This is a genomic window from Bacillus sp. MMSF_3328 (assembly GCF_030733525.1).
Lineage (GTDB): Bacteria > Bacillota > Bacilli > Bacillales > Cytobacillaceae > Bacillus_AB > Bacillus_AB infantis.
The window spans coordinates 1-21,514 of the sequence record NZ_JASHIV010000010.1; the positions used below are offsets into that span (position 1 = coordinate 1).

Annotated in this window: 25 protein-coding genes and 2 pseudogenes; 2 read left to right on the top strand and 25 right to left on the bottom strand. The window is 44.7% G+C overall.

Annotation, left to right across the window (positions count from 1 at the left end; genetic code table 11):
• Positions 1 to 282 (top strand): annotated as a pseudogene (locus RBB45_RS16045) (nuclease-related domain-containing protein); the annotation flags it as partial.
• Between the two features lie 646 nt (positions 283 to 928).
• On the opposite strand, the gene RBB45_RS16050 reads toward RBB45_RS16045, so the two are convergent.
• The 19 genes and pseudogenes from RBB45_RS16050 to RBB45_RS26355 form a co-directional block, all read right to left on the bottom strand.
• The gene (locus RBB45_RS16050; protein ID WP_306009945.1) at positions 929 to 1,387 is read right to left on the bottom strand and encodes an SRPBCC family protein; all 459 of its coding nucleotides are present in this window, start codon (positions 1,385 to 1,387) and stop codon (positions 929 to 931) included.
• 240 nt (positions 1,388 to 1,627) lie between these two features.
• Entirely contained in the window at positions 1,628 to 1,996 is a 369-nt protein-coding gene (locus RBB45_RS16055; RefSeq protein WP_094767281.1) for a YhfM domain-containing protein, read from the bottom strand.
• Positions 1,997 to 2,058: 62 nt separating this feature from the next.
• Complete coding sequence (locus tag RBB45_RS16060) at positions 2,059 to 2,538, bottom strand: NUDIX hydrolase (RefSeq protein ID WP_129612296.1); 480 nt, start codon at positions 2,536 to 2,538, stop codon at positions 2,059 to 2,061.
• A 1-nt stretch (position 2,539) separates the two neighbouring features.
• Positions 2,540 to 3,019 carry an NUDIX hydrolase gene (locus RBB45_RS16065; protein WP_240684029.1) on the bottom strand — a complete coding sequence of 160 codons (480 nt, stop codon included), beginning with the start codon at positions 3,017 to 3,019 and terminating at the stop codon, positions 2,540 to 2,542.
• A gap of 61 nt (positions 3,020 to 3,080) precedes the next feature.
• Complete coding sequence (locus RBB45_RS16070) at positions 3,081 to 4,322, bottom strand: MFS transporter (RefSeq protein WP_198018088.1); 1,242 nt, start codon at positions 4,320 to 4,322, stop codon at positions 3,081 to 3,083.
• Positions 4,323 to 4,376: 54 nt separating this feature from the next.
• Complete coding sequence (locus RBB45_RS16075; protein WP_306009946.1) at positions 4,377 to 4,784, bottom strand: GNAT family N-acetyltransferase; 408 nt, start codon at positions 4,782 to 4,784, stop codon at positions 4,377 to 4,379.
• Positions 4,785 to 4,931: 147 nt separating this feature from the next.
• Positions 4,932 to 5,378 (bottom strand): GNAT family N-acetyltransferase, encoded by a 447-nt coding sequence (locus tag RBB45_RS16080; RefSeq protein ID WP_306009947.1) that lies wholly within the window; start codon positions 5,376 to 5,378, stop codon positions 4,932 to 4,934.
• Complete coding sequence (locus tag RBB45_RS16085) at positions 5,369 to 6,295, bottom strand: aminoglycoside phosphotransferase family protein (protein ID WP_306009948.1); 927 nt, start codon at positions 6,293 to 6,295, stop codon at positions 5,369 to 5,371. The genes RBB45_RS16080 and RBB45_RS16085 overlap by 10 nt, the downstream gene beginning before the upstream one ends.
• A gap of 59 nt (positions 6,296 to 6,354) precedes the next feature.
• Positions 6,355 to 7,203, bottom strand: coding sequence for a GNAT family N-acetyltransferase (locus RBB45_RS16090; protein WP_224951848.1), 849 nt, complete (start codon positions 7,201 to 7,203; stop codon positions 6,355 to 6,357).
• 23 nt (positions 7,204 to 7,226) lie between these two features.
• Entirely contained in the window at positions 7,227 to 8,174 is a 948-nt protein-coding gene (locus tag RBB45_RS16095; RefSeq protein WP_224951847.1) for a Gfo/Idh/MocA family protein, read from the bottom strand.
• A 109-nt stretch (positions 8,175 to 8,283) separates the two neighbouring features.
• Positions 8,284 to 9,174, bottom strand: coding sequence for a phosphotransferase family protein (locus tag RBB45_RS16100; RefSeq protein WP_224951846.1), 891 nt, complete (start codon positions 9,172 to 9,174; stop codon positions 8,284 to 8,286).
• A 10-nt stretch (positions 9,175 to 9,184) separates the two neighbouring features.
• The gene (locus RBB45_RS16105; protein ID WP_224951845.1) at positions 9,185 to 9,901 is read right to left on the bottom strand and encodes a class I SAM-dependent methyltransferase; all 717 of its coding nucleotides are present in this window, start codon (positions 9,899 to 9,901) and stop codon (positions 9,185 to 9,187) included.
• 13 nt (positions 9,902 to 9,914) lie between these two features.
• Positions 9,915 to 10,967, bottom strand: a complete 1,053-nt coding sequence (locus tag RBB45_RS16110; RefSeq protein WP_306009949.1) for an ArsR family transcriptional regulator — start codon at positions 10,965 to 10,967, stop codon at positions 9,915 to 9,917.
• A 222-nt stretch (positions 10,968 to 11,189) separates the two neighbouring features.
• A complete protein-coding gene (gene sdaAA, locus RBB45_RS16115; RefSeq protein ID WP_009790789.1) occupies positions 11,190 to 12,062 on the bottom strand; it encodes an L-serine ammonia-lyase, iron-sulfur-dependent, subunit alpha in 873 nt (290 codons plus the stop codon).
• A 26-nt stretch (positions 12,063 to 12,088) separates the two neighbouring features.
• The gene (gene sdaAB, locus RBB45_RS16120) at positions 12,089 to 12,748 is read right to left on the bottom strand and encodes an L-serine ammonia-lyase, iron-sulfur-dependent subunit beta (RefSeq protein WP_094767293.1); all 660 of its coding nucleotides are present in this window, start codon (positions 12,746 to 12,748) and stop codon (positions 12,089 to 12,091) included.
• Positions 12,749 to 12,777: 29 nt separating this feature from the next.
• Positions 12,778 to 13,821, bottom strand: coding sequence for a PTS sugar transporter subunit IIC (locus tag RBB45_RS16125; protein WP_101547621.1), 1,044 nt, complete (start codon positions 13,819 to 13,821; stop codon positions 12,778 to 12,780).
• A gap of 39 nt (positions 13,822 to 13,860) precedes the next feature.
• The gene (locus RBB45_RS16130; RefSeq protein WP_224951842.1) at positions 13,861 to 14,517 is read right to left on the bottom strand and encodes a helix-turn-helix transcriptional regulator; all 657 of its coding nucleotides are present in this window, start codon (positions 14,515 to 14,517) and stop codon (positions 13,861 to 13,863) included.
• 223 nt (positions 14,518 to 14,740) lie between these two features.
• Positions 14,741 to 15,235, bottom strand: a complete 495-nt coding sequence (locus RBB45_RS26350; protein ID WP_253619078.1) for a methyl-accepting chemotaxis protein — start codon at positions 15,233 to 15,235, stop codon at positions 14,741 to 14,743.
• A 48-nt stretch (positions 15,236 to 15,283) separates the two neighbouring features.
• A pseudogene (locus tag RBB45_RS26355) lies at positions 15,284 to 15,676 on the bottom strand (PAS domain-containing protein); the annotation flags it as partial.
• A 703-nt stretch (positions 15,677 to 16,379) separates the two neighbouring features.
• Between RBB45_RS26355 and RBB45_RS16145 the strand changes: the two are divergent.
• The gene (locus RBB45_RS16145) at positions 16,380 to 17,006 is read left to right on the top strand and encodes an FMN-dependent NADH-azoreductase (protein WP_101547620.1); all 627 of its coding nucleotides are present in this window, start codon (positions 16,380 to 16,382) and stop codon (positions 17,004 to 17,006) included.
• A gap of 46 nt (positions 17,007 to 17,052) precedes the next feature.
• On the opposite strand, the gene RBB45_RS16150 is transcribed toward RBB45_RS16145, so the two are convergent.
• The 6 genes from RBB45_RS16150 to RBB45_RS16175 form a co-directional block, all read right to left on the bottom strand.
• A complete protein-coding gene (locus tag RBB45_RS16150; RefSeq protein ID WP_009791632.1) occupies positions 17,053 to 17,688 on the bottom strand; it encodes an FMN-dependent NADH-azoreductase in 636 nt (211 codons plus the stop codon).
• Between the two features lie 136 nt (positions 17,689 to 17,824).
• On the bottom strand, positions 17,825 to 18,148 hold the full coding sequence (locus tag RBB45_RS16155; RefSeq protein WP_306009950.1) for a permease: 324 nt from the start codon (positions 18,146 to 18,148) through the stop codon (positions 17,825 to 17,827).
• Positions 18,149 to 18,152: 4 nt separating this feature from the next.
• The gene (locus RBB45_RS16160) at positions 18,153 to 18,368 is read right to left on the bottom strand and encodes a helix-turn-helix transcriptional regulator (protein ID WP_101547618.1); all 216 of its coding nucleotides are present in this window, start codon (positions 18,366 to 18,368) and stop codon (positions 18,153 to 18,155) included.
• Positions 18,369 to 19,162: 794 nt separating this feature from the next.
• On the bottom strand, positions 19,163 to 20,347 hold the full coding sequence (locus RBB45_RS16165) for an alanyl-tRNA editing protein (protein ID WP_248138229.1): 1,185 nt from the start codon (positions 20,345 to 20,347) through the stop codon (positions 19,163 to 19,165).
• Between the two features lie 34 nt (positions 20,348 to 20,381).
• The gene (locus tag RBB45_RS16170; protein WP_101547616.1) at positions 20,382 to 21,104 is read right to left on the bottom strand and encodes a nucleotidyltransferase domain-containing protein; all 723 of its coding nucleotides are present in this window, start codon (positions 21,102 to 21,104) and stop codon (positions 20,382 to 20,384) included.
• A gap of 22 nt (positions 21,105 to 21,126) precedes the next feature.
• Positions 21,127 to 21,498 carry a VOC family protein gene (locus tag RBB45_RS16175; RefSeq protein WP_101547615.1) on the bottom strand — a complete coding sequence of 124 codons (372 nt, stop codon included), beginning with the start codon at positions 21,496 to 21,498 and terminating at the stop codon, positions 21,127 to 21,129.
• Positions 21,499 to 21,514: the final 16 nt, after the last annotated feature.

A 21,514-nucleotide genomic window follows, 5' to 3' on the forward strand; every position in this document is an offset into this window, starting at 1 on the left:
AGGAAGGGGATTGGGTGTAGGGGGTGTGGGGTGCTGTATGAGGATTTTGATGGGAAAAGCTTGAAATGCAATCATTGCGGAGGGAAGGAAAGTTATACCGCAGCGATCATGCGTGCTGCAGAAGAATATAAGCTACTTTTTCCGGATAGGAAATTGACTACTAATGGGATTTATGAGTGGTGTGGGGTTATTAAATGCAGTAGAACTATTCGGAAGGCACTATCTAGCCATTATGATTTAAAAGGACATGGCTACTCTTCTCACTTTATAGAACGCAGTTAGCCTTTCGGGGATGGAAGTCAGGGTTTTTTAAAAATGTGTTGATTTATAATACAAGGTTCCTGACTTTCTTTCTGGAACCTCTTTCTAATTTCAGTTTTCAATCCTAATTCTACTATAACACTGGTTAGGGAGCCTCACACCCTATTCTTAAGGCACTCTGGTTCTATGTTCTTCGGTGAGAGTGACTCATATTCTCTTTTTGAGGCACTCTGATTCTATGTTCTTTGGTTAGAGTGACTCATATCCTCTTTTTGAGGCACTCTGATTTTATGTTCTTTGGTTAGAGTGACTCATATTCTCTTTTTGAGGCACTCTGATTCTATGTTCTTTGGTTAGAGTGACTCATATTCTCTTTTTGAGGCACTCTGATTCTATGTTCTCTGGTTAGAGTGACTCATATCCTCTTTTTGAGGCACTCTGATACTAAGTTCTCTGGTTAGAGTGACTCATAAGGCACTCTGATTCTATGTTCTTTGGTTAGAGTGACTCATGACCTCCTTTTGAGGCACCCTGGCTCACTTTTCTTTGGTTAGGTGACCCATTCACTATCTCGAGACCTCTCTTTTTATTTTGTTCCAAGGTCGTCCAATTCCACCTAAGATAAAGACCGCTGCTCCTGCCTATACCAACCCTCCTGTTCCTATCACTACCTTCCCTCCTTCTCAGCCAACTCCCTCAACCCCTCAGCCCTAAACATTATAAACTCCCGCATATACCTCTCCAAAAACAGCTTATCAGCAGCAATTCCCAGCAGTCCCAAAGGCGATTCATATTGGAATGTATCAATCATTACCGTTCCTTCAGCTTCCTCGAAAAATTCATGAGTATGAACAAACGACTTGAAAGCGCCTTTCACCATGATATCGACAAAACGAAAAGGCTTTTCCATAACTGTCACTTTGGCCGTCAGCCTCTGTCTGATACCGAAATGCACGGCCTCCCAAGTTACCATATCGCCTTTTTCAAGCAATCCGCTGGTCACTCCTCCAACTGCCCTTTCCTGTGTTCTAGATGTTGTTTGCGTATGTACTTCAACACTTCTAGCAAGGTCAAAACATATTTCAATTGGTGCTTTGATGAATTGTGAATGTCTGATGGTTGGCATAATGGAGACTCCTCATTTTTTTCATTAATACTATTTTAACTCAACAACAAAAAAAGGACAGTCTTCCAAAGAGGACTGTCCTTTCCAGTTTAGGAGTTCAAATAATTATTCCAAATAAATCTTCTTCTTAATGAGGTGTATAGATATTCCTTGCATGGTCTCTGAAAGCACTAACTAATACAGGATGTCCTTACCTGCTAACAGCTATATCTGTTGTACTCAGCTAAAGAAAATAAGAACCTACTCCTGCCTGCTTAACACTCTCCCAATCTTATCAACGGACCGACGGGAAAGCGCATAGATTTTATGTGTATCATCAATATTCATAATCGTCCCATGACCTTCACCAATCCAGAGAAAATAAATCTTATTCCCCATAGCTACTTTGTAATCCGGCTCCGCCATATCTGCGATACCAGGTTGTTTCTTAGCGTTCCTGAAGGCATTCCTAAATATCTGGACTGATTTAGTGTCGGAAATTGTAATGGACCTTTCCCCTTCTAATGCATGCATCTTATACACTTCCACTTTCTCAACCTTCTCCGGCCACAGGTTCCAGCCGGCTAAAAGAACAAATGCCGCCAAAATAATCAGGAGTCTTTTTTTCAAAAAAATCACCTCTAACAGGTTAGACGTTTTTCCATTCAAGAGGTTACTTCAAGATTTTTCGACTAGCCCTTCACTTCCCAATCATCATAGCACTCTGCATCAACACTCAGCTTTTTAGTCCTAAGCCATTCAAATGCTTTGAGCACCAATGGCGACGCATTATCCCAGCTTGCTTCATACTCAGCAAGCCACAAGGCTCCAAACGAATCCTGACCATCAAACTCCAGCGGCTGAGTCAGTCTGCCAGTCCCCTCGACTTCATAAAAAACACAGATATGATGCACATGGGTATATTCCTTCCAACCCCAAGGAAGCATGAAATCAATAACGCCGATATTCCGGATGAATTCTATCTCTAAGCCTGTTTCTTCAAGAAACTCTCTCCTTAAAGCCATAGCCAGGCTTTCTGAATCCTCAAGGCTTCCTCCCGGCAGATCATAGCGATTGGTGTATGGACCGCCTTTTTTGTTTATCACCAGGAGTTTGTTTTTCTTGAAAAAGAGGCCATACACACCATAAGCCCGGTGCATTTTTGATTTCATATCAGCGGGCTACCACCAGTTTGCCTGCACGTAAAAAGTCAGGAGGACTCTTTTTAGCAAAGTGTCTTTCCACACTCATCAAAACCGCATCATTCCCCGGCAATGAGGCGGTTTCAATCGCTTCCGCAAATGACATCCATCTATAAGCTGAATGTTCATGATTTAAGATAACTTCCTGATGCTCCGGAACATAGCCGACAAAAACAGGCGCCATGTAAATATAATTGTCTTTCGCAGAGTATATCTGATCATATTGGTTGGATACATAAAGATAGGGCAGCGAGATGCCTGTTTCTTCTTTTATCTCTCTTAAAGCCGCTTTCCAGGCTGTTTCCCCTTCCTCTATGCTGCCGCCAATATAGCACCAGGCATCCGGCAGCACAGTTCCGGCTCTCTTTAAAAGTAATACCTTGCTTTCCTTCTCAAGCTTTTTAATTAAGATTGCTGCAATGCCTGTGCATCTTATTGCGACTTCTGACATAGATATACCTCCGAAAAATTTGTTAGCTTTTTTATAACGCATAGGTTTATTTCGCAAGATACTATCCAACCTTGGTCATTTTAAGTTGGATTTCAGGGGTATCTTCAGAAATATGATAAACCCTCCAATAAACCCCCACCAAAAAAATCCCCATTCCTACAAAAATAAAAGTAATCCCTATTTCCGGTATATATGCCATTGCCCAGATAAATAAACTGGAGATCATCCCTCCAACCGCCCCCACCAGTCCAAGGACTGATAGATGCTTTCCTCTTGAATGGGCAGGAAGCGATTTAGCGGTGATGGCCTGAAGGGTTGGCAGATAGATGAGCCCGCCGGCAGAAATGAAAAGCATACCCAGCATTAAGAGGGCTGGATGAATGAAATAGCTCAGGCAGATATAGCCCAGTACAAAAAGCAGCAAGCCCAGCATGAGGGACATTTTTTCCGAAAGCCTTTTGGTCAGCTTGAATATGAAGCCTGCTGCTATGGTGATGATGATCGTTTCTTCGAGATTCAGATAGCCGATCATCTTGTATCCTGAAATATCAATATCCCCAACAGGATATTTTGACACGATCCTGATGCTTAAATAATTGGGGAATTGTTCTTTCAATATATTGATAAGCAGCTGTCCTATGCATAAGAAAAGAAATAATTGTGAGGCAAAAATACTTAGTTTCTTTGCCGGTGCGGCTGGCAGCTCAGTGATTGCATCAGCAGCTTTAAGAGGAATGTCTTTTATCAGCAGGGAGGTCAATACAGCGGATAATATGGAAGTCAGGCCAACTATAAAGAACAGCATGGAAGAATGATTTTCAAAAAAGAATCCGCCCAATAAGCTTCCGCCGGCAAATGCAGTACTTGTAATCCACATAAAGTAGGTATAGATGATTTTTCTGTCCTTCTCATTGCTCGCATCAATGATCAAAGCAGAATAGGCGGGATTTGAGGCACTTTCAAAGAAATAAATAAAGCTGAATGCAACTACAATGGGAATGGCGTAAAAATGGTGGAGTGAATCAAAACAGTACACAATTAAAAAGCCGATTCCAGTCATCATTTCACTGGTGATGATGACTCTTTTCCGTCCGATCCGGTCAGCTGCTTGTCCGCCTAAAAGATATCCTATGATACTAATGATTCCAATGATGATAATCATCATAGTTGTTAAAGAAGGGCCAATTTTCGCTGCAAAATAGACAACCGTGTAAGGCATGACCATCGTATGAGCAAGCACGGTGAAAAATTTCAATAGCATTCTTACCCGGATGGTTACATCAAAAGATAAAAATTGTTTCATATATTTCTCCTCGCTAATTTAGAAAAAAGCACAGAGTATACCCCTGTGCTCCCCCTATTCTACACCTGATTGCCTCTCATAATTTCTGAATACCATTCCGCCGGCCCTAGTCATTCCCGCCTTCTCATAGAACGGAGCATGGGAATCATCACAAAGCAGATCAATCATATAAAGGCCATCAAGTTCTTTAAGCATCCTGTTTAACAGCTCTTTTCCTATCCCTTGGTGCTGATATTCCGGGAGGACTTCGAGCAATGGGATATACGCAGATAGAACATTGTCACTGATGGCAGTGATGAAGCCGGCTGCCTGCTCCGCTTTTTCATCAATGGCGAGGACCACTTTAAAGCTGTTTTCCAGCAATTTCAGATGCGTCTCCGGGGAGGGAGGATTCGGCCAATCTGCAAAAAAACCATTCAGCATGTCAGATGAAATGCCCTTTAAGGAAGATGTATAGATCATAAGAAATTCAACCCCTGTCATTTATTAGGTATGTCGATTTCCCGGATCTCAATAAAATAATAAGAACACAGACTACCTCCGAAATGTTTAATAAGGAGTATTTCGACAAAAATCTCTCAAAACCTTTTTCTTCCAGTAATATTTTTGCTAGTCCCGCAGCTTTTTCTCAAGGATGATTTTATGCATTCCTTTTTCATCTATGTATGTTTCCATTACATCAAATCCATGCTTTATGTTCAGGATCAGCATGTCCCGCCACTTGTTCATCGTTTTTGTCCGGACCAGCCTGTACCCGCACCCCTTGATATATTCATGCTGCATCTCCATCAGCCTGGAAGCGATTCCTTTCCCTCTGAACTCCTCATCCACACCGCCAAGCCAGCTGTAAAACTTGCTCTCCTCCAATTCATAGCCCATCTTGTAGCCAATTACCCGTTCTTGACAGGCCGCAACTGAAACAAGCAGCTTAGGCTTATCAGCCATCTTACTTTCCAGCTGGCCCGATTCCCCGAAAATGGAAACATGCAATGCAAGGATTTTGTCCAGCATTTCCTGTTTTGGCATTCCGGCATAAATTTGATAGTTTACTTCCACTGGCGCTGTCCCCCCTGATGCAAATCGTACCACTTAGGCCTCAATCTAGAGAAATAATCATGGTCTTCCAAAAACAGATACACTTTTTCCATCATTCCCTCAAGGTTTTCAGGGGTATGTTTTAATGTCCAGATAACCGTGGAAAAAGCACACATTCCCAGATAAACGGAATATAAGGTCCAAAACGCCTCTCCCGGTTCTTCCTGATTATGGTAGCCTTTTATTTGGCCAATTGAAAAAGGAATGCTTATATTACGGCTGAAGATGCCGATTTTTAGAAATTCATGTATCGGATCTCCCCAGTCAAACCGGTTAAAGTCAATAATGCCGGCCAGCCTTTTATTTTGGATAATCAGGTTACCCGGATGAAAGTCATCATGCTGAAAAAGGCTGGGACGTTTTTTCATCCTGTGAAGGTTTTTTTCAATAAACTGGATGATTTTATCATCATGTTTGATTTTTACACCGCATGAAGAATATGCTTCCATATACTTCTTATGCTTTTCTGCTTTCCTTTTATACCAGGAAGGCATTCCTTCAGGAGCATGAAGCTGATGCATTTTCCTTAATTGACTTCCGGCCTCTAACCCTATTGCATACTGATCCTGATCAGAAAGGAGCTTTATTTCTTCCTCCGCATCCTTCCCCTCGATAAACGAGGTTATCATATATCCTCTCCCTCCTGCCTCGCCCATCTCAATAGGCTGGGAGCAAAGGATGCGATAATCCTGCATTCTTTTTAAAATATCGAACTCTTGCCTTTTTGATGGAAGTCCTGACAAATAGAGCCTCAGAAGTAATTTGCTTTTATCCAAAGAAACCATATACTTCTCATCTTGTGAAAATCCTTTCTGTAAACGGACAATTCCGATGCTCTTCTTGAGCAGCGGTATTTCCTCTGCCAGCCTTTCCAGCATCCTGTCACCTCCGATGATAAAAAGGCCAAATCTCCGTGATTTGGCCTTCCGTTTTCAATTTAAACCCACTTCAGCATCACAGAATCAGCTGCCGGCTTATAGCCGATTTCCTGGTAGATATGATTGGAGGTTGGATTGGCTAAATCTGTGTAGAGTGAGCAAAACTTATAGGATTTCAGCAATTCCCTGCTCAATGCCGCCACACAGGCTGAAGCATAGCCTTTCTTCCGCTCCTCGTCAGGCGTATAGACGAGATTGACAACAACACCATGTTTGGTTGGCCTTGCTTTTTTCGCCATGGAAACCGGCCTGCCATCCTTTAGCCATAAATAAAGGGATCTTTCCGAGATAAACTGCCGGGCCTTTTTCCTTCCCTCTTCTATGCTCAGGGTATTTTCAGGAGTGGCTCTGCTGAAATCGGATATCCAGCCTGCAGCGAGCCCCTCATCCTTTTCAGAAGCCAGTGACAATGTTCCGCCTGCATATGGAAGATCGTTCACCTTCTCCAGGATATAAATCCTCTGATCCATCACAGTTTCGCTGCCTGCACCGGTCAATTTCTTCCATTCCGCTTCAGCCTTCCGCGCTGTTTCCTTTGGTGCCACGATTCCCGGAAAAGATATGTTTCTTTCAAAAAGCTCGCGCAGGACCAAAGCAGCCGCTTCATCAGGAATGTCTCCTGCAGACCATATCAGATAGTGCGGCGGTGTCATGATCAGTGCTGCTATGATTTCTGCCTCCCTTTCTGCCAATGCAAGGAAAGGATTTTTATAAGGGCTGTCAGGTTCTGCGGCCTGGTACAGCAGCCCAAGCGGAAGATTGTTTTCAGCTTCACGTTTAAGCAGGAACCTTTCTGTTCTCTGCAGAAATTCCTGCGGGTTTTCATATATTGTAAAACGCAGTCCCATTCTGCTTCCCCCAAGTCCTTTAATTATGTATTCAGCAGCTGCTCAAGGACTTCCTGCACTTTGTATCCTTGATTAAAGCTGACTATCCTTGCTTTTCCCCCATCAATGCTATGGCAGATTTCGCTGACAAGATCCATATCATTTTCACGCTCGACAGGCAGCATTTCTGCTTCAGCATCAATCGTGCTTTCAGCAAGCTGGCTCCAGTTTTGCAGATCAATGGTCCCTTTTTCTCCAAAAATCTTGAAAGAAATCTTTTCCTGCTGGCCGATCCCGCTCGCACCGTTGAAGACGACAGGAATATTCTCGCCAGCCGTCATCACTGCCACAAAACCTGTCTCGCATAAATCCGTATCTTCAGGATAGTCAACAAAGGAACGGACATCCTTAATATCGCCGAAAACGTCCATGATCATTTGGATATAGTGCGGCCCGACTTCGCGGATGAATCCGCCCTGCTCCCTGCCGGCGATCCAATTATTCTTCTGCCATTTCCTTGGCCATTCAGTGAAATGAAGATTTACTTCCACACGCTTAATTTCACCGAGCGACCCATCTGCTGCTTTTTCCTTTAAAAGGCGGAACACATTGCTGTACATCATTGGAAAATTGATTGCATTGACGATGCCGGCCGCCTCTGCAGCCTCTGCCATTTCCTTTGCTTCCTCAATTGAATTGGCAAGCGGCTTTTCACAAAGAATATGTTTTCCTTTTTTAATTGCATCCAAAGCGATCTGATGGTGGAATTTTGGAGGCACGGCTATGTATACTAGTTCGATTTCTTCATTATTTAATAGTTCCTCATAGTTGCTGTACAAAGCAACTTCCCCTAGTTCGCTTTTAAGAGCTTCGAGCCGGGTTTCGTTCGTATCGCAAAGTGCTGCGACTCTTGTTCCTTCATTATACTGAAAATTTCTCAGCACTCTCTCTCCGATGGCACCGAGTCCGATAATCCCCACATTTTTAGACATGCTAACACTCCTATTTCTAATCTTTTGACAATTTCTATTATAGCTTATTGCGGCGGAAATGGGGATTGGAATGTTTGAGCCTTTGTAGTTTACATAATAATATTATAAACTACAATAGATAGGCTATTCTTCTATGAAGCTCCTTAACTCTTATCCCCGCTGCTTCCCCCTGTTTTGGATCAATGCTTTCAGTATGAAATAACACGGCAAGCATTGCGGCTGTATCAAACTGATAAAGATACTGAACAGCCTCTGGCACCCTTGCTATTTCCAACTCCGCCCCTGCATATCCCAGGATAAATTCATCTGTCAGAAGCCCATAATCTTTTATTCTCATAAGCTCCAGGACAGGATCTCCAATCAGCGCATTTGTCCAGTCGATGACAGCAGCCGCCTTTCCTTTTTGGAAAATAAGGTTTTCCGGCCTCAGATCCATATGCAGCAGCCGCTTTTTCTGCTTGAATGAAGATAAGATCCCGAATATATCTTCCGGGTCAGGCAGCGGCAGGCTACACTTCAGAACCCTTTCAGCTGCTTTTGCCCTAAAGGCAATCCTCTCAGCCAATGACTGGTGTACATCCTGCTCAGAGATGCCTGACTCTGGCAAGATTTCAATGCTGTGCAGCTCCATTGCAATTCTTCCTATTTCTTCAATGGAGACACTCTGATCTCCCTCCACAAATTCCTGAACCAGAAAATCTGCTGTTTCACCAAGGTGCAGATGGCAGATGGCCGGCACCGGCAGGCCATACTTTCTGCCATGGCCAGTCAATGCATATTCTTTCAGTAATCCCACCCTTGAATCGCTGATGGTATCTGTTTCCCTATCAATCTGCCGGGACCAGGGAGTCCGGATGGCTACCTTTCCCCACTCAGGTGAATAGCCCTTGAACACGCAATTTTCAACACCAAACGCAAATGGTTCAATATCTGAAATGTGGGTTCTTCCTTCGCATTCTTCCTGTACATTCTTTAATAATCCTTTTATTCTCTCATCCATAGCAGGTCTCCTATTCTTTCTTTTGAAAAAGCGCAGTCAGCAGGCCGGAAACACCGAACTCTGCATCATCCCCGTTCTTCTTTTTCATCGGTCTGATTTCAACTGCTCTGTAATCTCTGAATAAATGGAGGAGTTTTTCCTCTGTGAAGCCGAGTCCGCCCTTCATGCTGCGTTCTCTATAGACATCCCAGTCTGATTGAGACGAGCCGCCCAGCTCCCCGTTTTCTTCAAAGCAAGTTAGCGCAAAAAAGCCATTTGGCTTCAGCCTGTCACGCAAGATGGCAAAGTAATCGGCTCTCCGATGCGGCGGGATATGGTGAAAGCAGCCTGAATCGTAAATAAAATCGTATCCGGCAAAGCTCTGGTCCAGCTGGAAAATATCCGCTTCAATGAAACGTATATTCGCAAGATTCTCCCTCGTTCTCTCCCTTGCCCAATTCAGTGCTTCTTTAGAAGAATCTACAGCATCCACCGTGCACCCTCTTTCTGCCATGTAAATGGCGTTCCTTCCTGGTCCGCAGCCGAGTTCCAGCACCCTGCCTGCTCTCACCTGTCCCTTATTGAAATAAGCAGCCAAATTCTCATCAGGAACATTCCTGAAAAATGGGACATGGTTTTCCCTTCTTTCATAAAATTGGTCCCATTGAAATGAAGTTTTCTCTTTAAGCAGGAGATCCAGCATGTTCATTACATCTTCTGCTGTTCTAATCGTTTCTAAGCCAGACATCTTTCTTCCCCCTTCATTGCAGAGACAGTAATAAATCTGGGTGAAGTCCCTGCAGCTCGTTTATTTTTCCCTCCAGCTTTGCAGCATCAAATCCACTCTTAAACACTTTTTTATCCGGCAGAAAGGTGATGCTCGTTCCCGTTTCATTTGTTTCCCCTATAGGAACCACCCGGGAAAGAGCCTTGCCATATTGATATTCCTGTCTGTAAATCATCGTGTCCTTTTTGATCAGCACTGTCAGCTTTTCTGAAAAAGCGTTGATTGCCGCAACAGGAATACCGGCTTTTTCATTCGATGAATCTTCCAGATAGTTTTTCTCAACATCTGTCAGCACGTCCTGCAGCCTGCTCATGCTGGTTCCCTCCAGCAGGGAAACCGGGATGCCGCGGCCATCATCGGAAACAGTCGCACTTCCATCACTATGCAGGTATATATTTATTCTGGACGCGAAACCTGCTTCATACTCCTGGACTGCGTGATGGATGAGTGAAAACAGCAATATGTTTGCGTCAAAATCTCCTTCAGTTTTCATGTCCATTTTTTCTGGTTCTTCCTTAAGCGCTTCCAGTGCTAAATAGCGGCTGCTCTCAAACATTTCTGCTGCGCCAGCCAGCTGGAGAAGTATTGGAAGAATTTTATCGCCTGCGATTGAATAGCTTCCTCCCCTTTCCTTCTGTTCAATAATGCCGGCATGCAGCAGCGGCTTCATGTGGTGGTAGAGCTTGCCGGTCGTCCCCATCCCGAGTTCTTTGACTAATTCCGCTGCATTCTTCGGCTCCTGCAAAAGAGACTTGATTATTTCTATTCTTTGTTTGTGGCCAAGAGAGGAGAGAATATTCGCAAGGCTGCCGCTGTCTGGCGCCAGCACTTCCCCGAGGGTTTTGGACGCCGGCCTCCATTTTCTCCTTCCTTCATCGGTTGTTATTGTCCCTCTATAGGAGATACTGGTAAACAGGCTCTCTTCTTCACTTTCTTGGATCAAAGAAACTGCATCTATGCTGTCTGCTTTCTTTATAAGAATCTCCAGCTGCTGCTTGATATGGTTAAGTTCTTCTTTGAATGGCATAATGACCTCCGTAGTTCTGCATCACCTTTTATGTTATTACGTAATTACATAATAGCATAATATCTACAAATGATCTTGATTTTTCAGAAAGTTTTATTTGTTTTCAACAAGGAATGTTTTTTTAAATATTTGATGACCATTCCGCTTGCTTACCTACCTTTAATTACGGTTATAAAACAAAAAAATCCCCCGCTTATAAAAGCAGAGGATTTCTCCAGCATATTATTTTCCAAATATTTCGGCCTGCAGCCTTTTTCCTGTTGGAGTGGCGGCAAGCCCGCCCTCTGCTGTTTCACGCAGTGAGGATGGCATTGTCAGTCCGATTTTATACATAGCAATGATGACTTCATCGCATGGAATCCGGCTGGTGATGCCGGCAAGAGCCATGTCTGCAGCCGTCATGGCGTTCGATGCTCCCATTGCGTTTCTTTTTACACATGGGACTTCAACCAGACCTGCAACTGGGTCGCAGACAAGGCCGAGCATATTCTTCAAGGTGATGGCCATAGCCTCTGCTGCCTGGGAAGGAGTTCCCCCTGCCAGCTCGACAATGGCAGCCGCAGCCATTCCGCTCGCTGAGCCCACTTCAGCCTGGCACCCGCCGGCAGCTCCGGAAATGGAAGCATTGTTAGCGACAACAAATCCAAAGGCTGCTGATGTGAACAGGAATTCAATCATTTCCTGCCTTGTCGGGTTCAGCTTTTCTTTTACTGCGAACAGGGTGCCAGGCACTACACCAGCTGATCCGGCTGTCGGTGTGGCACAGATGACGCCCATTGCGGCATTGACTTCGTTGGTGGCAACCGCTTTGCTGACAGCATCAAGCAGCAGGTTTCCGGATAAAGCTTTTCCACTTTTGATATAATTCTGCAAGAGGACCGCGTCTCCGCCTGTAAGGCCGGAAACCGACTTGACGCCTTTCAGGCCGCGTTCGACCGCTTCTTCCATTACGGTCAGGTTACGGTCCATCTGGGCAATGATTTCCTCGCGTGTCCGCCCTGATACTTCTATTTCCTGCTGAATCATGATTTCAGCTATTTTAACGCCCTTGCTTTCGGCAAGTTCGACTACTTCTGCTACATTGCGAAATAACATTGTATTCCCTCCCGGCTCCTAATCTTCTATTCTGCCATTCTGATGATTTGTGTGATATTAGGAAGCTGTTCCAATTCTCTGATCACGTCCAGATCGATGCGCTGATCCACTTCAATGACCATCATTGCCATCTGGCCCTTTTCTTTGCGGGAAACTTCCATATGGCCGATATTGATCCGGTGCATCGCCAGTACATGAGTGACAGCGGATATGGCGCCGAATTGGTCGTTGTGGATGACCAGTATGGCAGGATTTCCAGAAAGCTTTAGTTTGAACGAGTTAAGCTCTGTAATTTCTATAGTGCCACCGCCGATGGAGATGCCTGTCAGGTCAAGCTCATGCTTACCATCAGTCAAGTGAATGGATACAGTATTCGGATGGTCCATGACAGTGTCTTCTATTCTGAATTCAATGTCAAGGCCGGCTTCCTTTGCCAGGCCCAAGGACTGCGGAATCCTTTCATCGAATGTGTCGAAATCGAGAAGCCCGCCTACAATGGCCACATCTGTTCCATGCCCTTTATATGTTTTGGCGAATGAACCGTACAGGGAAATGACCGCTTTGTTTGGCATGTTTCCAAAAAGGGTCCTTGCCACCCTGCCGATGCGTGCAGCACCAGCAGTATGTGAGCTCGATGGACCAATCATGACCGGACCAATAATATCAAACGCAGATCTATATTTCATTTTGCAACCCTCGCAATATCAGATGATTTTCAGGCAACTTCCTGAACACTTTGGTTTTTTCCTTCTTTTAGTTCAGCTACTGTTCTTATTTTATAATTTTTAAACAAGATTGACCCAACAAGGCCGCTGACTGCTCCGGCAGCTGCACATGATAGGGCAATGATTGTCACTTTTACAGGGTCATTAAAACCATACATAACAGCCAGGCCGGCAATTGGAGTCGCTGTTCCTGTCGCATTATTGATCAAGCCTGACAAGGCAACAATAACGCCGGCAGCAGCGCCTCCAATGAAATTTGTCACATACACTGGAATTGGATTGGCTGAAATGATATGAGCCTGTGTCAGTGGCTCGATGGCTACGGAAATCGTTGTCTTGCGGTCACCGAATTTTAAGCGGCTGAACAGCACATAGTTCATGAAAGATGAGCCGAACACTGCGAGTGCCCCGATGGCCATGGGAACCCCGGTCAGCCCCAGCATGGCTGTAAGCGCCATGGAGCTTAATGGTGCTGTTGCCACGACAGTAATGACTCCTCCGAGTATGATGCCCATAAGAATCGGGCTGCTGCTGGCTGTTTCTGTAATGATACCGCCGATATTCAATAGTGTAGCATCTACAACAGGCTTTAGATATACGGCAATCAGCCTGACTAAAGGCGCCGCCACAATGATGGTCACAATTAAGTCAAAGCCCGCAGGCACTTTTTCTTCTATCTTTTTCACAATAAAAGCTACCAGATATCCTGCAATAAATCCAGGCAATAGTCCGAGCCCGGCACAAGATACCCCAAGCATTAAAGCATACACCGGAGAGACGCCGATTGCAAGCGCCACGAGTGCTGCAGCTGCAACTCCGCCCATGCTCCCGGCTGCATCCCCTACTTCCCCCAGGAAAGCAATCCCGAGGAGATCGCCCCCAACATATCGCTGAAAAGCTTCTACCAAAAAGGCAGCTACTGCAGCACTGGCAAGAGCCCCCATCGCTTTCATCCCTTTAGGTGCTTTAAAGCTGAATAGTGAAAAGAAGGCTAGTACAATTAATAATAAGACTGTTCCTTTTAAGATTTCCATTGCAAACACTCCTCTAAGCTGTCATAGTCCTGCTGCTGTTCACTGCTTTTGAAATTCACTTTCGGTGCGGATTTTCTGCAGATAGTTGTAGACCGTGAACTTGGAAACTCCCAGTACATTCGCTACATAATCTGTTGCTCCTTTTATTAAAAAGGCGCCTTTTTCCTCAAGCTGCCGGACGCATTCTACTTTTTCTTCCAGCTGCATGATAGAGGGAGATTTCTTAAACCCGTTAAGCACCTGTTCTACCATCCCGTGGATTACATCCTGCACAGACGAATAAAAATTCTCTTCTTTTGTTTCGCCCGAATGGATAGAAATAAAATCTTCTATTTCCCCTCCGAATTGCATGAATAGACTAATGTCGTAATTGATGCAAAGGGCGCCGACCACATGATTCTCCCCATCTCTCAGGAAAATGGTAGAGGATTTTAAAATCGCCCCTTTTTTTGTCTGTGTGCGGTAGTTTGGGATGTCATCAACTTTATCTTTTTTCTTTGCCAATTCATTCAGCACCAGATCTGTAATAGGCGATCCGATCTGACGGCCTGTCAGGTCGCCTGCTATATACACAAGCGAGTTCTTCAGGCTTGAAAAATCATGGACGGCTACTTCACAGCGCTTCCCGAACATGGCAACCAGCATGTCTGCTGTTCTCGAGGCTAAATCAAATACAGGCTTAGCAGACTCCTTCACAGCATTGCACCTCAATTCCTGTAATCGCTTTCAAATTATCGCAGGTTCATAATATCATAGATTCTATAAAGTTAAAATAATTTTTTAACCGTTACAAAAAAATTGTAACATTCAAAAGAAAAAGAATCTCCATCAATGGAAATTCTCAGGCTGTCGAGAAACTCTCGGCAGCTAAAACCGGCTGCCTGTCAGCAGGCAGCCGGTCTTCTTTCCGTTAAATCACTTACTTCAAAATGTCCTTGAACGCCTTTGCCCTGCTATCAAGCGATCGGGCTGCACTCTCTATGCCCTTGAATTCCGCCATTGCCTGTTCGTTCAGCAGTCTGCTTTTTTCAATTCCGTCCCTTGATTGCCTGGTGGCTTCACTGATATTTTTTACCTCGCCTGAAATGCCTTCGATATGGGCGTTCACTTCACCGATGGATTCCTGGACCCTGGTGGCAAGCTTTCTGACCTCGCCGGCAACAACATTGAACCCTCTCCCATGCTCGCCTGCACGGGCTGCCTCGATGGCTGCATTGAGTGCAAGAAGATTTGTCTGGGCAGCTATTTCGCGGATTGTTTTGACAATGTCGCCAATGGACAGTGCCTGCATTTTAAGAGTATCCAGCATTTTCAGATTCTCTCTTGAATCTCCAGCAAGCTTCTCGGATGCTTCCGCAGCTTCTTCGCTCCTGGTAATCCCGAGCTCGGCCCGATTTAGCAGCTCTCCCGCCATGTTTTGGAGTTCATTTGCAACCGCAACCGTATTGCTTTCTCTTTCATTTATATTTGTAGCCAGTTTTACCACGGCGATGACATTTCCTTCTTCATCTCTCACTGGGGTATATGTAGCTTCAAGCCAAATCAGGTTTCCTCTCTTCGTCACACGCTGGATTTTTTCCTGAAAGCTTTTGCCGCTCCGTAAGTTTTTCCATAGTACAGAATAAGCGGGACTGCTGGCAAATTCATCTGTACAAAATTTCCGGTGATGCATGCCCTTCATTTCGTTCACATCATATTCCATGGTACTTGCAAAATGATGATTTGCCCATAGCACAGTGCCTTGCGGGCTGAACTCAATCATCGCATGTGACCTTTCAATGGCAGCCAATACGGCTCCCTCGTCCAGAACCTGTGATGTGCTTGGAATATTGTTAGCTGGGACAGTCAATGTCATGCTTTTCCTCTTCTCCTTATATTTAGGCCGATGCTTCTGCGGCAGAGTCTCCGAGGAAGCATGTCAGCCTGATCCTGCAGGCCGGCTGCACTGCCGGCTCCTGCTCATGAAAGCGCCGAAACATACGTAAACTCCACGCCTCCACCTATATAAGACTATTGTACTAGCCAGTGTAAGCAGTAAACAACCAGGAGTGTTCCGCTAAATGTAACAAAACAGCTACACAGCTAGATTTGACATGCCATTTTTAAAACTATTCTCTCACATCTCAAAATAGATTTTCGCCTTTCAAAGCAGGACTGTCTCTTACCCTCTGCAGGTTTGTCCCCGGCACTGAAAGGGAATAGAAATGGAAATAAACCGAGGAGGTATCCCGCTATGAAGAAATTGGTGAAAAATATCATTAAATGGGCTCCTATAGCCTATCCGATCGTGAAAAAAATGTGGGGAAAAAGGAAAGCGCGCCAGTTAAAAGCATCGTCATAGTTGTGAGTAATCGAAGGAAGTCGGGCCGGGAGACCGGCGCCTTCTTTTTTTATTGACAGCTTCAGGACTGGAGTAGACTTAAATGTTTTTTGTATAAGCAGATGCTTTGACCCATTCAGCCTGACTAGCTATAATAGCCAATATCCACTTATTATCTTGAATTAAAAGTATTTAATCTGCGGAAAACTTCTTAGTAACTAACGGAGGAATTATTCTTATGTCAAACGTATTATTCATCAAAGCAAACTCACGCCCAGCTGATCAGGCAGTCAGCGTGCAAATGTACGATGCATTCCTAAGCAGCTATAAGGAGAACCACCCGGAAGATACCGTCACTGAACTGGATTTGTTTGAAGAAAATCTTCCTTATTATGATAATCTTCATATTACAGCAATGTACAAGCTAGGCCAGGGCATGGAGCTGACTGCAGAAGAAGAAGCTGCTGCAGCCCGCGTCACAAAGTATTTGAACCAATTCCTTGAGGCGGATAAAGCTGTGTTCGCATTCCCGCTCTGGAACTTTACGGTCCCAGCTGTCCTTCACACATACTTTGACTATCTGGCACAAGCCGGCAAAACATTCAAATACACTGAAAACGGTGCTGTAGGACTTCTTACTGATAAAAAAGTCGCTCTCTTGAATGCAAGGGGCGGAGTTTATTCAGAAGGCCCTGCTGCAGAGGTCGAAATGTCTGAGAAGTATGTAAGTACACTTCTGGCTTTCTTCGGAGTACAGGACGTCACTTCCATCGTGACCGAGGGGCACAACCAGTTCCCTGATAAAGCGGAAGAAATCATTTCTGAAGGCATCAAGCAGGCTGCTGATACAGCTGCAAAATTCTAAATACAAGAAGAGATTTCTGCCTGGCAGAAATCTCTTTTTTTCATGCTTAAAAGGTTTTGGCTTTCTCTTTCGCCTTTGCCACGCCTTCTTCTTTAATTTGCTGGGCGCGGTCCGGGAATTGATTGTGGCCTTCGATAAAGATGCCTTCAAAAGAAGGAATCCCAAAGAACTGCATAATGATTCCTATATAGCGGTGGCCCATTTCCATCTCTGCAGCCGGACCCTCGGAATAGATCCCGCCGCGCGCCTGGATATGAAGGGCCTTCTTATCAGGAAGAAGACCTACCGGCCCTTGTTCTGTATATTTGAATGTCTTCCCTGCTGTACAAACAGAATCAAGATATGCCTTCATCACTGGAGGAAATGAGAAGTTCCACAAAGGAGTAACAAAAACATATTTATCCGCAGAAACAAATTGCTCAGTCAGTTCAGAAAGCCTGTTCACTTTTTCTTTTTCTTCCTGAGACAAGTCATCAAAAGAGCTGCCTGTGCGAAGCTTGCCCCATCCGCTGAATACATCTGCATCAATCTGGGGAATATGCTCTTTATACAGATCAAGCCTTATGACTTCATCCCCTGGATTGGATTCACGGTAAGATTCAATAAATGCCGTTCCGGCAGCCATGCTGAATGATTGTGTTTCATCATGGGGATGTGCAGTGATATATAATAAAGTTGCCATAGAATACCCGCCTTTTTATTGAGATTTACCTTTTTAGCTTTCTCAAAATGGCAGGATTTCAGTTCTGTTAAATTCCGCCGTCCCTGTCAAATCCTTTTAGAAACGTATACCATGGACAAAAAGACCGTGCTGATTGTCAGGCCGATAAAATTTGCAGCAGCTCAAGCGCAGAAATATCAATAATCCCAAGACCAAGCAGCAGAAAAAAGATGAAGAAATAGACAATGAGGGCAAAATAAGCGTGAAAGAGGCCTTTCTGGCGGATCATCTTCATTCTTTCGTCCTTTTGCTTGAATTGAGGATAAAGGTATCCCATTGAAAAGCTCATAACTGTCATCGAAAGAAGTGTCCATGTCTGCGGCAGGATGCTTTCCCCTGCCGATATAGCAATGACGGCCATAAAGAGGGTCATGATTAAAAATAAGCCCCCGCATATATAGAAAGTCAGTCTTGATTCCATCCGTTCATTCTCCTTTCTTGTTTGTTTCTTCTTCATAGATAAAAATATGTTCAATCGTTGTATCAAAGGTCTTCGCAATTTGAAATGCAAGCGGAAGAGAAGGTGAATATTTTCCTTTTTCAATGCTAATGATCGTCTGCCTTGAGACACCCAGCCTGGCCGCAAGCCGGTCCTGCGAAAAACCATGCTTCTTTCTCAGCTCTGCCAAATTATTTTTCATAAACGTCCTCCTTGGTTTTACTATATTGTAAAGGGAACTTTACGTCAAGCGTGCTTTACATATGATACTGAGGGGTGGACAGTAATCACTATTTCTGCGAATAGCCATAATTGTGGTTCTAGGCATGCTCGCTGGGACCACTATTTCTGTGTAAAGTTAAAATAGCGGTTCTAGCCATGCTCGCTGGAACCACTATTTCTGTGTAAAGCTAAAATAGTGGTTCTAGCCATGCTCGCTGGAACCACTATTTCTGTGTAAAGCTAAAATAGCGGTTCTAGCCATGCTCGCTGGAACCACTATTTACGCGTAAAGCCAAAATAGCGGTTCTAGCCATGCTCGCTGGAACCACTATTTCTGTGTAAAGCTAAAATAGTGGTTCTAGCCATGCTCGCTGGAACCACTATTTCTGTGTAAAGCTAAAATAGCGGTTCTAGCCATGCTCGCTGGAACCACTATTTACGCGTAAAGCCAAAATAGCGGTTCTAGCCACGCTCGCTGGGACCACTATTTCTGTGTAAAGCTAAAATAGTGGTTCTAGCCACGCTCGCTGGGACCACTATTTCTGTGTAAAGCTAAAATAGCGGTTCCAGCCACGCTCGCTGTAACCACTATTTCTGCGAATAGCCAAAATAGCGGTTCCAGGCTAACACGCTGGGTCCACTACTTCGCTGAAAGACCACTAAAATAGCCAGCCATACTCCCAAAAATCACTTTTCTGACAAAAGAAAAGCTGAAAACAACACATCAAAAAAAGGAAGACCCCATATTTCCCAGGACCTTCCACAAAATATCAATCAAAGACTATCCCCCATCAGCTCAAGAAGCCTTTCTCCGCTCATTTCAGTTTCTCCGCCTCCCTGGGCAAAATGCTTGTTTCCCCCGCCTCTGCCATGAATGGCAGGAAGAATGGACTGGATGATCTTTTTCATATCTGCCTCCGTTTTTGTTCCGCTCGCACATACGGCCTGCAGCTGCCGGCCGTTTTCCGCTGCAAACAAGACAATCGCCTGGTCATTTTGAATGGCAATAGACTTGGCCAGTTTCTGAAGCTCCTTAACATTTCTATCGCGAAAAACCTTCCGGATGATGGGTGATCCATCAAGGACGCTTCTGGCATATTCCTTTCCTTCCTGCTCAAGCAGCTGGTTCTTTAGTTCCTCCAGTTCTTTTTCCATCTGTTTCTGCGTATCGAGCAGCTTGATGATGGCATCGGGTATTTCACCCTCAGGCGAACTGACCAGCTGGCTTGTCCGATTCACAATTACATTCTTAGTGTGCAGCTGCTTCAGCACCCTGCCGCCGCAGACAAATTCTACCCTGGTCTGCTTCTTCTGCCGGCTCCAGCCGAGAATTTTTATCGCCTGGACTTCCCCGGTAGCTCTTGGGTGGGTTCCGCCGCAGCCGTTATAGTCAAATTCAGGAATGATAACAAGGCGGATATTCTCTTTTACCTTAGTTTCTTTTCTTAATGTGTAGGCCGCAAGCTCACTCTCACTGACCCATTTGGTTTCGATCGGAAGATTATCGGTAATAATTTCATTCGCTTTTCTTTCTGCCCTTGCTGCTTCTTCCTCACTCAGGTTCTCTGTTTCAATATCGATAGTCAAAGTCTCTTTTCCAAGATGAAAGCTGACAGTCCTGTACCCAAACAGCTCATCAAAGGCAGCAGATAGAATATGCTGGCCTGAATGCTGCTGCATATGATCGAATCTTCTCTGCCAGTTAACCCTTCCATCGACTTCTCCTGATTCCGGAAGCCTCTCTTCAAGATAATGCCTGATTTCGCCTTCTTCTTCTTCAACATCAGTTACAGAGATACCGTGAATCGTCCCTGTATCAAAGGGCTGGCCTCCTCCGGTCGGATAAAAAGCAGTCCGGTCAAGAACTGCATACCACTTACCGTCAGAGTTCTGATCCTGGCAGATGACCGAAGCTGTAAATTCTTTTATGTAAGGATCTTGATAATATAACTTTTCCATCTGGGTTTTCATTCCTTTTTATTATTTCTTATGATTATTTCCCACTTAGCGAAAAACCGTCAAAGCATCTGCCGCCAAATGGCTTCATGATGTCATCCACAAGCTCAATGACGGGCTGTTTTTCCCCGAATTGATAAAAGCCGTCGAAGCATTCCGCAAACCTGTATGCCAGAGCTTGATCATAATAGGATAATTCCCTGTAAATCCATTTAGACTGGCCAATCCATTGTTTATTGGTTCTAAGAAGAAATTCATGCGCCAGCTCAGCCAGCTTTCCAGCAATAAAAAGAGATTCATGCCTTTTGGCGCTGCCGATGAAATCCTCCAGTGCATCAGTCAGGAAATAGCGCTTAAATGTCAGCTCAGCATCTGTCCACAGAGCAGGGCCCGCAGCCATCAAGGCGGCAGCTTCCTTCCTAACCCCGCCAAGAAAGTCCTTACCTCTAAGCACCAACCCTTCCGCCACCATCCGTGGAAGCGTCGGCCTGGCCCTTTCTGCATCCTTCTGGAAATATCCCCTGCACGAATCTTTGGTATGTACAAAAAGCTCAACCGGCCATCCTTTATAATAGAAGGATTCTCTTCTGACAGAACCAGTTTTATCATAGATTACAATGATATCCAGATCTGAAGTGGAGGTTGCTTCTCCCCTTACGACACTTCCTCCAAGGATGGCCCCACTGCAGTCCGGGAATCTTTCATTGATGAGCATTTGTGCAGTTTCGACCGCAGGCAGCCTTACTATTATCTCTGTCATTTTTTCTGTCTCCCCATGCTTTTTATCCTGTACAAATCATAATGATATGGCCGTCAGGATCTTTTACGTTGAAAAAGCTGAAATCGTCAAAGCGGGTTATCTCTGGGTCAACGGCAAAACCCTCGCTTTCCATCCAGCTGTATGCCTCTTGAATGTCCTCAGTATGCAGGTTGAACAATGGATAAAGCCCTGCCTGCGGTCTTTCCCTTTCACCGTAAGGTCCTGCATCCAGGGTAAGACCGGTTGCCCCATTCATTTTTACATTATATACCGGGTTCTCAACCGGCTCTGTGACTTTCTGGCCAAGAAGCTTACAGTACCATCCTGCTGACTTTTCCAGATCTGCCACATGTACAAAAACGGTATTCATCCTATTGACTATAGGTGTTTTCATCTTCCCATCTCTCCCT

Excerpts from the sequence above, each read along its gene's own strand:
- RBB45_RS16050 (WP_306009945.1), bottom strand. The coding sequence starts at position 1,387 with ATGCCAACCATCAGACATTCACAATTCATCAAAGCACCAATTGAAATA.
- RBB45_RS16060 (WP_129612296.1), bottom strand. The coding sequence starts at position 2,538 with ATGAAATCAAAAATGCACCGGGCTTATGGTGTGTATGGCCTCTTTTTC.
- RBB45_RS16065 (WP_240684029.1), bottom strand. The coding sequence starts at position 3,019 with ATGTCAGAAGTCGCAATAAGATGCACAGGCATTGCAGCAATCTTAATT.
- RBB45_RS16070 (WP_198018088.1), bottom strand. The coding sequence starts at position 4,322 with ATGAAACAATTTTTATCTTTTGATGTAACCATCCGGGTAAGAATGCTA.
- RBB45_RS16075 (WP_306009946.1), bottom strand. The coding sequence starts at position 4,784 with ATGATCTATACATCTTCCTTAAAGGGCATTTCATCTGACATGCTGAAT.
- RBB45_RS16085 (WP_306009948.1), bottom strand. The coding sequence starts at position 6,295 with ATGCTGGAAAGGCTGGCAGAGGAAATACCGCTGCTCAAGAAGAGCATC.
- RBB45_RS16090 (WP_224951848.1), bottom strand. The coding sequence starts at position 7,203 with ATGGGACTGCGTTTTACAATATATGAAAACCCGCAGGAATTTCTGCAG.
- RBB45_RS16095 (WP_224951847.1), bottom strand. The coding sequence starts at position 8,174 with ATGTCTAAAAATGTGGGGATTATCGGACTCGGTGCCATCGGAGAGAGA.
- RBB45_RS16100 (WP_224951846.1), bottom strand. The coding sequence starts at position 9,174 with ATGGATGAGAGAATAAAAGGATTATTAAAGAATGTACAGGAAGAATGC.
- RBB45_RS16105 (WP_224951845.1), bottom strand. The coding sequence starts at position 9,901 with ATGTCTGGCTTAGAAACGATTAGAACAGCAGAAGATGTAATGAACATG.
- RBB45_RS16110 (WP_306009949.1), bottom strand. The coding sequence starts at position 10,967 with ATGCCATTCAAAGAAGAACTTAACCATATCAAGCAGCAGCTGGAGATT.
- sdaAA (WP_009790789.1), bottom strand. The coding sequence starts at position 12,062 with ATGTTATTTCGCAATGTAGCAGAAGTAGTCGAACTTGCCGAAAGCAAG.
- sdaAB (WP_094767293.1), bottom strand. The coding sequence starts at position 12,748 with ATGAAATATAGATCTGCGTTTGATATTATTGGTCCGGTCATGATTGGT.
- RBB45_RS16125 (WP_101547621.1), bottom strand. The coding sequence starts at position 13,821 with ATGGAAATCTTAAAAGGAACAGTCTTATTATTAATTGTACTAGCCTTC.
- RBB45_RS26350 (WP_253619078.1), bottom strand. The coding sequence starts at position 15,235 with ATGGCGGGAGAGCTGCTAAATCGGGCCGAGCTCGGGATTACCAGGAGC.
- RBB45_RS16145 (WP_101547620.1), top strand. The coding sequence starts at position 16,380 with ATGTCAAACGTATTATTCATCAAAGCAAACTCACGCCCAGCTGATCAG.
- RBB45_RS16150 (WP_009791632.1), bottom strand. The coding sequence starts at position 17,688 with ATGGCAACTTTATTATATATCACTGCACATCCCCATGATGAAACACAA.
- RBB45_RS16155 (WP_306009950.1), bottom strand. The coding sequence starts at position 18,148 with ATGGAATCAAGACTGACTTTCTATATATGCGGGGGCTTATTTTTAATC.
- RBB45_RS16160 (WP_101547618.1), bottom strand. The coding sequence starts at position 18,368 with ATGAAAAATAATTTGGCAGAGCTGAGAAAGAAGCATGGTTTTTCGCAG.
- RBB45_RS16165 (WP_248138229.1), bottom strand. The coding sequence starts at position 20,347 with ATGGAAAAGTTATATTATCAAGATCCTTACATAAAAGAATTTACAGCT.
- RBB45_RS16170 (WP_101547616.1), bottom strand. The coding sequence starts at position 21,104 with ATGACAGAGATAATAGTAAGGCTGCCTGCGGTCGAAACTGCACAAATG.
- RBB45_RS16175 (WP_101547615.1), bottom strand. The coding sequence starts at position 21,498 with ATGAAAACACCTATAGTCAATAGGATGAATACCGTTTTTGTACATGTG.